The sequence below is a fragment of the Sinorhizobium sp. NG07B genome (genome assembly GCF_002532005.1).
Classification (GTDB): domain Bacteria; phylum Pseudomonadota; class Alphaproteobacteria; order Rhizobiales; family Rhizobiaceae; genus Sinorhizobium; species Sinorhizobium fredii_C.
In genome coordinates, this window is sequence record NZ_NWTD01000031.1 from 1 (window position 1) to 12,510 (window position 12,510).

Below are 12,510 nucleotides of genomic sequence, written 5' to 3' on the forward strand. Positions count from 1 at the left end.
CGGGATTTCCGACATCATCCTCGAATCGGCGATCACCACGATCATGGATTGCGAGGATTCGGTCGCCGCCGTCGACGCCGAGGACAAGGTCGTCGTCTATCGCAACTGGCTCGGGCTGATGAAGGGCGACCTCGAGGAAGAGGTCGCCAAGGGCGACCGGACCTTCACCCGGACCCTGAACGCCGACCGCGTCTTCACCGCGCCGGATGGGGCAACGCTGACGCTGCCGGGCCGTTCGCTGATGCTCGTGCGCAATGTCGGGCATCTGATGACCAACCCGGCGATCCTCGACCAGGACGGCCGCGAGGTGCCCGAAGGCCTGATGGACGCCATGGTGACGGCACTGATCGCGCTGCACGACATCGGCCCGAATGGCCGGCGGGCAAACTCGCCCTCGGGCTCCATGTATGTGGTCAAGCCGAAGATGCATGGGCCCGAGGAAGTGGCGTTCGCCTGCGAGATTTTTTCGCGCGTCGAGGCCGCACTTGGGCTTCCGGAAAACACGATCAAGATGGGGATCATGGACGAGGAACGACGCACCACCGTCAACCTCAAGGAATGCATCCGCGCCGCCCGCGCGCGCGTCGTCTTCATCAACACCGGGTTCCTCGACCGCACCGGCGACGAGATCCACACCTCCATGGAAGCCGGGCCGATGATCCGCAAGGGCGACATGAAGCAGGCCGCCTGGATCGGCGCCTACGAGAACTGGAACGTCGATATCGGCCTCGACTGCGGGCTTTCCGGACGTGCCCAGATCGGCAAGGGCATGTGGGCGATGCCCGACCTGATGGCGGCGATGCTCGAGCAGAAGATCGCCCATCCGAAGGCCGGCGCCAACACCGCCTGGGTTCCCTCGCCGACGGCGGCGACGCTGCATGCAACGCATTATCACCGCGTCAACGTCGCCGAGGTCCAGGCAGGTCTGAAAAGCCGGCCGCGGGCCAAGCTCGCGGATATTCTCTCGGTGCCCGTGGCGGGACGGCCGAACTGGACGGAAGAGGAAATCCAGCGCGAACTCGACAACAACGCCCAGGGAATTCTCGGCTATGTCGTGCGCTGGGTCGACCAGGGAGTCGGCTGTTCGAAAGTTCCCGACATCAACAATGTCGGTCTGATGGAAGACCGCGCGACGCTGCGCATCTCGGCGCAGCACATGGCCAACTGGCTGCACCACGGCATCGTCAGCGAGGCGCAGATCGTCGAAACCATGAAGCGTATGGCGGAAATCGTCGACCGGCAGAATGCCGGCGATCCGAACTTTCACCCGATGGCCGGCCGATTCGACGATTCGATTGCCTTCCAGGCGGCGCTGGACCTGGTGCTCCAGGGCCGGGAACAGCCGAACGGCTACACCGAACCGGTGCTGCATCGCCGGCGGCTGGAGTTGAAGGCGAAGCAGGCGGCACAGCGATAGCAAAACGAAAGGGCCGCCGGCATCAACCGGCGGCCCTTTGTTTAAGCTCTCGCTCGTTTCCAGCCGTTACTGCTGCACGACGACGCGTGCACTCCGCCCAGGACGGACCCGCGAGTAAAGATCGATGATGTCCTGGTTCATCAGGCGGATGCAGCCAGAGGAGGCTGCGGTGCCGATCGAGGCCCATTCCGGCGTGCCGTGCAGGCGGAAGAGCGTGTCCCTGCCTTCCTCGTTGAAGAGATAGAGGGCGCGGGCGCCGAGCGGATTGGTGATGCCGGGACCCATGCCCTCTTCGACATATTTGGCGACTTCCGGCTTGCGCTCGGCCATTTCCTTCGGCGGGTGCCAGGTCGGCCATTCCTGTTTCCAGGCGACATAGGCCTCGCCTTCCCAGGCAAAACCGGCCTTGCCGACACCGATGCCGTAGCGCACCGCCTTGCCACCCGGCAGCACGTAGTAGAGGAAGCGGTTCGGCGTGTTGACGACGATGGTTCCCGGCCGCTCCTTGGTGTCGTAATCGACGATCTGGCGGTGGAAGCGCTCGTCAAGGCGCTTGATCGGAATGGCCGGCAAGGGATAGCCGTGGTCCTCGACGGCGCCGTAATTGCCGGTAAAGATCTGATTTGTCGCGACCTTCTGGCCCTCGGGAGCAGAGCCTGCGGTGGACGTCGTTTGCGAGCAGCCGGCGATGAAGACGGTCGCCGCCAGACTGCACAAAAGGAGAGCGTTGCGGAAGCGCATGGGGGTCTCGTAAAAGGGAATCAGGAAATCGGGGGGAGGTGCCCGGCCGCCAGCTTATTTGCGATTGCCGTGCATGGCGCAATAGATCGCGCCGCCGCAATTCGGCCGAAATGTGCAAATTCCGTGACGATGGTTTTTTTGCAACAAGGGGAAGAGAGGTCGGGATAGCCGATGACGATCCTATCGATCCATGGCGACAATCCGCTCTCCGACGGGCGTCAGTCCGAGCGGGCGCTGAAGGTGCGCCGTGGCGTACAGCGATTGTTCCTGGAATTGCGCCACGCGGTGCTGCCGGAACTGACGCTCGCCAGCGGCCGCCGTGCGGACCTGATTTCGATTTCCCCGAAGGGGGAGATCTGGATCGTCGAGATCAAGACGTCGATCGAAGACTTCCGCGTCGACCGCAAGTGGCCCGAATACCGCCTCCATTGCGACCGATTGTTCTTCGCCACCCACGCGCACGTGCCGCTAGAGATCTTCCCCCAGGAGTGCGGACTGCTGCTCTCCGACGGCTACGACGCGCATATGCTGCGCGAAGCGCCGGAACATCGCCTGGCGCCGGCGACCCGCAAATCGGTCACCCAGGCCTTTGCACGCACCGCGGCGCAGCGGCTGATGCTTGCCGAATGGGCGGCCGAGCGCAATGGTGAACTCGGCCAGTCGATCAGCGACATCGTCAGCGGTGCGCGGGATTAGCTACTTCGGCGCGCGTTTTGCCAGAATGCGCTGCAGCGTGCGGCGATGCATGTTGAGGCGCCGAGCCGTCTCCGAGACGTTGCGCTCGCACATTTCATAGACCCGCTGGATATGTTCCCAGCGGACGCGATCGGCCGACATCGGGTTTTCCGGCAGTTCGACGCGCTCGCCCTCGCGCCGCACGAGGGCGGCGAAAATCTCGTCCGCATCCGCCGGCTTGGCGAGATAGTCGAGCGCCCCGAGCTTCACGGCGTTCACGGCGGTGGCGATATTGCCGTAGCCGGTCAGCACGATCATCCTTGTGTCGTCGCGCCGGCCGCGTATTGCCTCGATCACGTCGAGGCCGCTGCCGTCGCCCAGCCTCAGATCGATGACCGCATGTTTCGGCGGCCGCGTCTTGGCCTTGGCGATGCCCTCGGCGACCGATTCGGCGATCTCCACCGCGAAGCCGCGTGCCTCCATGGCGCGCGCCAGGCGGCGCAGGAAGGGCCCGTCGTCGTCGACGATCAACAGCGTCTTGTCCGCTCCGATCAGTTCGGCATCTTGAGGGGTGGCATGCGCAGCCGGCGATTTTTCGGTCATTCTCGTAAATCCGGAGCCAAAACTGGGGTGATTGCGCTGAAACTATGTAGGTTATTCCTACAGCGCCGCGCGTCTTATCAGACGCGCAAAGGTCGCTGTAGCACTTAGAAATTGCTGCATGTCTTTGTCCTTAAATCGAGGTCGATTTAAGGAGACATGCAGTAGCAGTCTTCAATAAACTGCCAAAAATCATTTCGCCAGTTTCGTATCCATCAGTACACGCGGCCATTCGACGCTGACCCGGGCACCGGGGCTATTCTCGAAACGAAGCCTTGCACCGGATCGCTCCAGAAGCGTCTTGGCGATGAAGAGGCCGAGTCCCAGCCCCCCGGCGCTGTCTTCTTTCTGCCTGCGGGTGACATAGGGCTCACCGATCCTTGCGAGAATATCCGGCGAAAAGCCGTCGCCATCGTCCTCGATCGTCACCTTGACGCGCTCCGCCGTGTGCTCGACCGTGACCGTCACCGCCTCGCGGGCATAGTCCACGGCATTTTCGAGAAGATTGCCGAGGCCGTAGAGGATTCCGGCATTGCGGTTGCCGACCGGCTCGCTGGCGCGGTCCCCCTTCTGGATCAACTTGATCTGGATACCGAATTCGCGATGCGGCGCCATCACCTCCTCGATCAGCGAGGAGAGCGGCAGAAGCCGCATATGCTCCTCGCTTTCGGAGGAAAGCGTGGTCAGGCGCTTCAGAATGTCGCGGCAGCGCTCGCTCTGGCTGCGCAGCAGGTGCACGTCCTCGCCGAAGCGCGGGTCGTCGCCGAGCTCCCGCTCCATCTCCTTGGCGACGACGGTGATCGTCGCAAGCGGCGTGCCGAGTTCGTGGGCAGCAGCGGCGGCGAGTCCGTCGAGCTGCGACAGGTGCTTTTCGCGCTGGAGCACCAGTTCGGTCGCCGTTAGCGCCTCCGAAAGTTCGCTTGCCTCGAGCGAGACGCGATAGGTGTAGAAAGCGGCGAAGGCCGTCATCGAGACGATCGCGAACCAGATGCCCGCCGTCAGCACGCGCGGCATCAACAGCACCGTGCCGGGATACCAGGGCAGCGGGAAGGGCGAGAAAGCGAGCGCGGTGACGCCGATCACCGCGAACACGGCAAGCACGATGCTGTGCGGCTTCGGCTGCGAGGCTGACGAGATAATCACCGGCACGCAGAGCAGCGGCGCGAACGGATTGGCGAGCCCGCCGGTGATGAAGAGCAGCGCCGTCAGCTGCGCGAGATCGAGACCCAGCAGCACGAAGGCGGCCGCCGCCGTCAGGCGATGCGTCGGCGGGAAGCGGATGGTGAGAAAGACATTGAGCAACGCCAGACTGGCGATCAGCAGCGAGCAGGGAACGAGCGGCAGGGGAAACTGCAGCCATAGCGCCGTGACGATAACGGCGACGGACTGGCCGCCGACCGCCAGCCAGCGCAGCCGCACGAGCGTCTGCAGCCTCAGGCTGCGATTGCTGTTGAGTTCGTTGTCGAGTGTCATCGTCGCCATTCTGCCTGCCGGCCCCTCATGCGCTCGCTTCAAAGACTATCGCAATCCCCGAATGACAAACCAGCCCTAATGCATGTCGCCCAAACGTGCGCAGCGGTTTTGGGCGACATGCACAGAAACAAAGACCTAAAGCGGGCCGCGTGAATACGCTTGAACGCGACGCGCTTTAGGTGCCGCGCGGCTTGGCGCGCGTCGTCGGCATCGCGTTGGCCGGATCCTCTGGCCAGGGGTGCTTCGGGTAGCGGCCACGCATGTCGGCGCGGACGTCCTTCCAGGAGCCGGCCCAGAAGCCCGGCAGGTCGCGCGTCGTCTGGATCGGGCGCTGGCCGGGCGAGATCAATTCAAGCAGCAGCGGCAGCCGCCCGTCGCCGATGGCCGGATGCGCCTTGAGACCGAAGAGTTCCTGGACGCGGATCGAAAGTAGCGGTTCGTCGCCGTCGTAATGGATCGGGTGGCGCTGTCCGGTCGGCGCTTCGAAATGCGTCGGAGCGAGCTTCGCAAGATCGCGCTGCAAATCGTAAGGAACGAGTGACATCAGCCCTTCGGCGAGGTCACGGCCCTTGATCCCGTCGATGCCGCCGGCCTCCCCTTGAAACGGAACGAACCATTCATCGAGGCGGGAGATGAGCGCCGCATCCGACATGTCGGGCCAGGGCTCGCCGACCGAGCGGTGAAGAAAGCCGATGCGGTCGCGCAATTGATCCACGTCCTTCGGAAACGGCACGGCAGCCAATCCGAACTGGCGAATGCCGTCGGCGAGCGCTCGCGCTGCGGGCTCGCCGCGCGGCCGCGGCAGCGGCGCCTCGTCGAAAATGATCGCCCCGAGCCGGGTCACGCGGCGAGCCCTGACCTGGCGGCTCGCCCGGTCGAAGAAACTTTGCTCCTCCGTGACGATCGCCTCGGGCATATGGGCCTCGACATCGGCCCTGGTGATTTCCGCCGCCGCCAGCACTCGCTGCGCGCCGGCCCGTCCGGTCAGATCGGCAATCACCAGCATCGCCGCCGCCGCCAGCCGCTCGGTCTCCGGCACTTCCGCGCCGCGCCCGTTGGCCATTACGAAGCGGCCGCGGCCGCCGCGCTGCAGGGCTATGCGATCCGGAAAGGCATGCATCAGCAGCGGCCCTGGCGGGCCGGACTCTCCCCTGGGTTTCGATCGAGCGAGGTCCGCGGCCATTCGTCTCGCAAGCCCGCGTGCCGCCTCCGCCCGATCGCTCTGCTCGCTGCGGAAGCGCCGCAGCCGATCCTCGATGTCGAGGCTGTTGCCGCCGAGGCCCTGTTCGGTGAGCATCACCGCGATGAGGCAGGCCTCATGCGCCTGCCCCTCGTCTGCGGCCGAAACCGCCATTGCTGCCAGCCTGACTGGCAAGGCGAGGTCGCGGATCATGCGCCCTCTCGCCGTCAACGCCCCACGCGCGTCGAGTGCTCCCAATTCGACGAGCAGGCTGCGCGCTTCCCGCAGCGTCGTTTCCGGCGGCGGGTCGATGAATTTGAGTGACGATGGATCGGCGACACCCCAATGGGCAAGGTCGAGCAGCAGGCCGGAAAGGTCGCTGGCGAGAATCTGCGGCGGCGTGAAGGCGGCAAGTGCCGCCGACTGGCCCGCATGCCACAGCCGGATGGCGACACCCGGCTCGGTTCGCCCGGCGCGGCCGGCACGCTGGTCGGCCGAGGCCCGTGAGACGCGCACGGTCTCCAGCCGGGTGATCCCGGTCGAAGCCTCGAAGACCGGCAGCCGCTGCAGGCCGCTGTCGACGACGATGCGCACCCCGTCGATGGTGATCGAGGTTTCGGCGATCGAGGTTGCGAGCACGATCTTGCGGCTGCCCTTCGGCGCCGGCCGGATCGCCGCATCCTGCTCCTTCTGGCTGAGATTGCCGTAGAGCGGCACGATCATCGTGTTCTGATCGAAGCGTCCGGCGAGGCGTTCGGCCGTCCGGGTGATCTCGGCCTGCCCCGGCAGGAAGGCGAGGATCGAGCCCTCCTCGGACCGATGCGCCTCGGTGATCGTCCGAAGCACCGTATCCTCGACGCTTTCACCGGTGCCTCTGCTCTCGTAGCGGATATCGATCGGATAGCTCCGCCCCTCGCTCTGAAGGACCGGCGCGTCTCCAAGCAGCCCGGCGGCCCGCTCGACGTCGAGCGTCGCCGACATGACGATGATTTTCAAATCGTCGCGCAGCGCCGATTGCACGTCGAGCGCCAGCGCCAGGCCGAAATCGGCGTCGAGCGATCGCTCGTGAAACTCGTCGAAAAGGACCGCCGAAACGCCGGCAAGCTCCGGATCGTCGAGGATCATCCGGGTAAAGACGCCTTCGGTCACCACCTCGATCCGGGTCTTCGCCGAAATGCGGTTGTCGAGCCGCATGCGGTAGCCGACCGTCTCGCCGACCGTCTCGCCCAGCAACGCGGCCATTCGACCGGCCGCGGCCCGCGCCGCGAGGCGCCGCGGTTCGAGCAGGATGATCTTGCCGCCGTTCAGCCACAGTTGATCGAGGAGGAAAAGCGGCACCAGCGTCGTCTTGCCGGCCCCGGGCGGCGCGGAGAGAACGACGGATGGCGATCTCCCGAGCGCTTCGGCAAGTGCCGGCAGGATCTCGCGGACCGGCAGGGATGGAAGCTCGGCCCTCATGGCTTCGCCTCGCCGCCGATTTCGACCACCGTGCCGCCGGCCGCCTCCGCATCGGCGCGGTCATGGGTGACGAGGAGGGCAGGCAGGCCAGCCGCCCTGGCTCTCGAGAAGACCAGTTCGCGCATCTGCTGCCTCAGCGCCGCGTCGAGCTTGGAAAAAGGCTCGTCGAGCAGCAGGAAGTGCGGAGCCGAGACGAGCACCCGCTGCAGCGCCACCCGCGCCTTCTGACCGCCGGAGAGCGTTTCCGGGTCGCGGTCGAAGAAGCCGGCGAGCCCGACCTCGGCGAGCGCCCCCTCCGCAAGCGCGCGGCGTGTCGCGCGTCCCCGGACGGACGGCGGAATGGCAAACAGGATGTTGCCTCCGACGGAGAGATGCGGGAACAGCAGCGGATCCTGGAACAGGATGCCGGCGTGGCGCCGGTTGGCGGCAACATTGGTCAGGTCTTCCTTGCCGATCAGCAGCTGCCCGCTGGCCTTGAACGCCGGATCGAGGAAGCCGCCGGCAAAGGCGAGCAACGCTGACTTTCCGGAGCCGGACGGCCCCATGATCGTCAGAACCTCACCCGGCATCACCGTCGCCGAGACCGCAAGCAGCGTCCGGTCCGCCAGCCGGATCGTCACGTCTGACAGCGTCAGGGGTCTAGTCTCGGCGATTTCCAGCATTCACGTCCTCATGGCCTGGCGGTTGCGGAATAGCAACTGGGGGCCGAGCGAGGCAACGAGAAATGCAAGAAAGGGCAGGGATGCCTGGACGAGCGCATAGACGCCGATCACCCGCCGGTCGCCGCCGGAGGAAAGCGCCACCGCCTCGGTGGCAATCGTCGTCAGCCGCCCCGCGCCGATCAGCAGCGTCGGAAGATAGAGGCTGACGGACACCGAAAAGCCGACGGCAAAGGCGGTGAGGCATGCGCGAAACAGGAGCGGCAGGCGGACGGTCAGCAGCGTTCGCAGCGCGGACTTGCCGAAGCCGGCCGCGACCCTTTCGAAGCGCGGATCGAGCTCGCGCCAGGGGGCGGAGAGCGACAGCAGCACGTAAGGCAAGGCGAACAGGAAGTGGACTGCCAGAACACTCCAAAACGCGGGTTTAAGTCCTGCCGAGATGATCAGGATCTGCAGGCCGAAAACGAAACTGATTTCCGGCAGCAGCAGCGGAAGATAGAGCAATCGGTGACGCGGCACGTTCCCGCCACGCTCTGCGGCGCCGTTACGGTGGAGCAGCAGAATGGCACAAAAGAGAGCGAGCGCCGCCGACAGGAGAGCGAGGGCAATCGTGGTTCGGAGCGCCGGCCAGAGCGGCGGCAGCGTTCGCAACCAGGTTTGCAGCGTGAGCTCCGCCGGCAAGGCCGCCGGGAATGGCCAGAGCCCGGCAACCGACCAGAGGCCGAGTAGGGTAATGCCGAGGAAGATGGAGGCGGCGCAGCCGGCCATTGCGAAAGCTGAGACGAACCGGGGCATGGCGTCGTTTCTCAGGCGCCGCCCCGAATAGGTCAGCTTGCGGACCACAAATCGACCGAGCCGTTCGATCAGCAGCCAGATTGCGACCGCTCCAAGAACGACGGCAAGCTGCAGCAGGGCGGCCGCCGAGGCGAGAAACCGGGCGCCGAGGTCGTGATCCGCCGTCCATTGGGCGATCCGCACCGGCAGCGTTGCCGGCAGCTGCGGTCCGAGGATGATCGCGACGTCGACGACCGAGACGGAATAGACGAGGACCGCGAACACCGCCAGGCGGAGCTGCCGGTAGAGGGCCGGCCAGAGGCTGACGAGAAAGCCGATCAGGCGTCCATAGCCGAGCGCCGCGGTCAATTGTCGGGATTGGCGGAGCGGCAGATGCGGCAACGCGGCGAGCGCGATCAGGAAGAGGAAGGGTACTTCCTTGGTGATCAGCCCGACGAGCATCGAGAGAGCGAGCGGATCGTTCGGAACGAGCCATTGCGGCGGCCGCCCGAAGCCGGTCAGTTCCGGCGAAACGAGCCGAAGGAGAAAGCCCGAGGGCGCCACGAGGAAGGCCAGCGCGAAGGCGGCGGCCGCATGCGGAACGGCAAGCAGCGGCGACACCATGTGCTGAATGCGGGAAAAGGCCGGCGTTCCGGCAAATCCTGCCAGGAAGGTGCCGACGATCGCAACGGCAGCGCCGGTGGTGGCCAGGCCGACCACGAGGCCGGTGAGGCTCGAGCGCAGGATATGCGGCTGGCCGGCAAGCTCGGCGAAATGACCGAGCGTGAATTCCGAGCCGCCGAGCGCCGGGAGGTAGCCGAAGGCAGGCAGGATGACTCCCGCCACGCCGGCAAGGATCGGCAGTCCCAGGATCAGGGCAAGAAGCGTGTTCGCGGTAAAAGTGCGCGATCCCTTCAACGCTTTGACGCTAATTGGCCGCCCCATAGCGCCGGATCCATTCGGCCTCGATGCGTATCATCCAGTCCGGATGCGGCTCGTCGAGCGCCGGTCCGAGCTCGTCCGGCTTCAGAGTGGCAATGCCGAGATCGAGCTTTTCGAAGGCGGATCGATCCTCGGCGGCAAGCTTTGCCACGGAAAGAACGGTCGGATCTCCCCAGACCTTCGGATCCTGCTTGCGCAGTTGCGCTTCGGGCGAAAGCAGGAAATCGGCGACGAGCAGCGCCCCGGCCTTCGCCGTGGCATTATAAGGGATGGCGAGGAAATGCGTGTTGCCGAGCGTGCCGCCGGAAAAGACGAAGGAGCGCACCGTGTCCGGAAGCTCGCCATTGGCGATAGCCGACGACGCCTCCGCCGGGTTGAACGCGAAGATGATATCGAGCTCGCCATCGGCGAGCTTCTGCTTCATGTCGGGATAGTTCTGCGGATAGGCTTTGCCTTGCCGCCACAGAAGCGGTGTTAGCTTGTCGAGATAGGCGAACAGCGGCGCGGCATCCGCCGCGAAAGTCGCGTCGTCGACCGGCCGTTGCAGCTTGGGCTTGTCGTCGATGAGCTCGATCAACACTTGCTTCAGGAAGGAGGTGCCGGTGAAATCCGGTGGCTGAGGATAGGAAAAGCGGCCCGGATTGGCTTCCGCCCACGTCAGGAGCCCTTTTGCCGAATCGGGCAGATCGGCTTTCCGCGTTCGCGCCGTATCATGGAAGAACACCAGCTTGGCGCCCCCCCAAGGGCTTTCCAGCCCCTCGGTCGGAATGGTGAAATCCCGAAGCACCGTCGGCTTGGTCTCATGATCGACATAGCGCCAGTTCGGCAGTTTCGTCGCCCAGTCGGGCCCGAAGAGAAGCCCTTCGCGCTTCATCGCCGCGAAATTCTCGCCGTTGATCCAGACGAGATCGACCGCACCGCCGTCGTTCTTCCCCGCCGCCTTCTCCGCAACCACCGTTGCGACCGCTTTCGCCGTATCGTCGAGCTTCACATGCACCACGTCGACGCCGTAGCGGGATTTCATCTCGCCGCCCGCCCAGCGAATATAGGCGTTGATATTCTCGGAGCCGCCCCAGGCGTTGAAATAAACCGTCTGGCCCTTCGCCTCGGCAAGGACGGCATTCCAGTTTCCGGCATCGGCTGCCGACGCCTCGCCGGCAAGGCCAAAGGCCAGCATTGCCGCCGCGACAATTTTTCTCGCTCCGATCATGTGGCTGCCGCTCCCTCCCGCCTGATGTTGGCCGAGCGTACGGCAAGCCCATGCGGCGTCAATGCAGGCGCTCGCGGGCGGGCGTCACGTTTCGGTGAAGCGCCCGCCGGATAAAGCGGGAGAGTCCGCCTAAGCCTCGACCCGGTACGCCTCGAAGGCAAGCACGGCGCCGGCGAGATCCTCAAGCGCAGCGCCGACCGATTTGAACAGGGTGATTTCGTCGGGCGTGGCGCGGCCGAGGTGCATGCCGCGGGCAAGCTCGAAAAGATCGGCGCGGATTGCCGCTTCCGTGATGACGCCGGCCTTGAGCGGCTGGACGATGTCGCCGCCCTCGCTGAGCGCCCCGTCGCGCGTGTCGACGAAGATGCTGGCGCGGGCGACGGCGCGATCGTCGGATTCGCGCATGGACGGCTTGAAGGCGCCGATCAGGTCGAGATGCGCACCGGGCTTCAGCCAATCGCCATGGATCAGCGGCTCGGAAGAGAGCGTTGCGCACGAGACGATATCCGCTTCGCGGGCAGCCGCCTCGAGATCCGTCGCGACCGATACCGCGACGCCCTTGAGGTCGAGTTCCTTCGCGGTCGCTTCGGCCTTCTTCGCATCGCGGCCCCAGATCGCCACCTCGCGGATGGGACGCACGGAGGCATGCGCCTCGATGACATTTGCCGAAAGCCGCCCGGTTCCGACCATCAAGAGCCGGCTCGCATCTTCGCGCGCCAGGTAGCGGGCCGCGAGCGCCGAAGCCGCGGCGGTCCGCCGGGCCGTCAGCTCGCCGCCGTCAAGGATCGCCAGCAGCTCGCCGGTCTTGCCGGAGGAAAGCAGGTAGCTGCCGTGGATCGCCGGCAGTCCGCGCGTCTGGTTGCCGGGAAAGACCGAAACCATCTTGACGCCGATATAGGCCCCCGGCTGCCAGGCGGGCATGATGAGCAGCGTTGCATCCGCTTCGCCGGGCACTTCGACATCGTGATGATGGCGCACCGGCATGACGCATCCTTTCGCGAACATTTCCCCGAGTGCCCGGACGAGACCGCCCCAGGGCAAGGCCGCGCGTGTCTGAGCCGCATCCAGTACCAGCATTTTTTGAATTCTCCTCTCTGAGATACGCCGACACTAGCAGCCTTTGCCAATCGCGGAAAAGCGGCTTCGACGGGGGAGGGGGTCACGTTCGGCGCAGGAATGCGTTACACGACGTGATTTTTACCTACTGGTCAAGATTTTCGCTGCTGATGTCAGAGGCGATTCTCGAAGTTCTTCCCCTCGCCTAAAATTATCACACGAAATCAGAGACTTGTCGTTTTTTGAAGTTTTTTTAAAAATGTCTGTTGACGTGTCTGAGGTGTGGGGTCTATAAGCCCGATCACTGACGAGGGCGGCGGCGCTG

The 12,510-nt window shown here is 65.0% G+C and carries 10 protein-coding genes; 2 read left to right on the forward strand and 8 right to left on the reverse strand.

All coding sequences use genetic code 11. From position 1 onward, the window contains the following. Positions 1 to 1,417 (forward strand): malate synthase G (locus CO664_RS29690; RefSeq protein ID WP_097540712.1); only part of this gene is annotated, 1,417 nt, incomplete at its 5' end. A 66-nt stretch (positions 1,418 to 1,483) separates the two neighbouring features. Here CO664_RS29690 and CO664_RS29695 read toward each other — a convergent pair. Next, positions 1,484 to 2,158, reverse strand: a complete 675-nt coding sequence (locus CO664_RS29695; protein ID WP_095678028.1) for a L,D-transpeptidase — start codon at positions 2,156 to 2,158, stop codon at positions 1,484 to 1,486. Positions 2,159 to 2,329: 171 nt separating this feature from the next. Here CO664_RS29695 and CO664_RS29700 point away from each other — a divergent pair, with 171 nt between their 5' ends. After that, the gene (locus tag CO664_RS29700; protein ID WP_097528094.1) at positions 2,330 to 2,854 is read left to right on the forward strand and encodes an MmcB family DNA repair protein; all 525 of its coding nucleotides are present in this window, start codon (positions 2,330 to 2,332) and stop codon (positions 2,852 to 2,854) included. Here CO664_RS29700 and CO664_RS29705 read toward each other — a convergent pair whose 3' ends face one another. The 7 genes from CO664_RS29705 to CO664_RS29740 form a co-directional block, all read right to left on the reverse strand. Next, positions 2,855 to 3,436 carry an ActR/PrrA/RegA family redox response regulator transcription factor gene (locus CO664_RS29705; protein WP_037418585.1) on the reverse strand — a complete coding sequence of 194 codons (582 nt, stop codon included), beginning with the start codon at positions 3,434 to 3,436 and terminating at the stop codon, positions 2,855 to 2,857. It abuts the gene before it with no gap. 189 nt (positions 3,437 to 3,625) lie between these two features. After that, entirely contained in the window at positions 3,626 to 4,915 is a 1,290-nt protein-coding gene (locus CO664_RS29715; protein WP_037418588.1) for an ActS/PrrB/RegB family redox-sensitive histidine kinase, read from the reverse strand. Positions 4,916 to 5,081: 166 nt separating this feature from the next. Then, entirely contained in the window at positions 5,082 to 7,544 is a 2,463-nt protein-coding gene (gene hrpB / locus CO664_RS29720) for an ATP-dependent helicase HrpB (protein WP_097528093.1), read from the reverse strand. Next, positions 7,541 to 8,206 carry an ATP-binding cassette domain-containing protein gene (locus CO664_RS29725; RefSeq protein WP_097528092.1) on the reverse strand — a complete coding sequence of 222 codons (666 nt, stop codon included), beginning with the start codon at positions 8,204 to 8,206 and terminating at the stop codon, positions 7,541 to 7,543. The genes hrpB and CO664_RS29725 overlap by 4 nt, the downstream gene beginning before the upstream one ends. Beyond that, positions 8,207 to 9,922, reverse strand: a complete 1,716-nt coding sequence (locus tag CO664_RS29730; RefSeq protein WP_097528091.1) for an ABC transporter permease — start codon at positions 9,920 to 9,922, stop codon at positions 8,207 to 8,209. Then, positions 9,906 to 11,129, reverse strand: a complete 1,224-nt coding sequence (locus tag CO664_RS29735) for an ABC transporter substrate-binding protein (RefSeq protein ID WP_037418619.1) — start codon at positions 11,127 to 11,129, stop codon at positions 9,906 to 9,908. The genes CO664_RS29730 and CO664_RS29735 overlap by 17 nt, the downstream gene beginning before the upstream one ends. 129 nt (positions 11,130 to 11,258) lie before the next feature. Continuing rightward, a complete protein-coding gene (locus CO664_RS29740) occupies positions 11,259 to 12,206 on the reverse strand; it encodes an ornithine cyclodeaminase family protein (RefSeq protein ID WP_097540713.1) in 948 nt (315 codons plus the stop codon). Positions 12,207 to 12,510 lie beyond the last annotated feature (304 nt).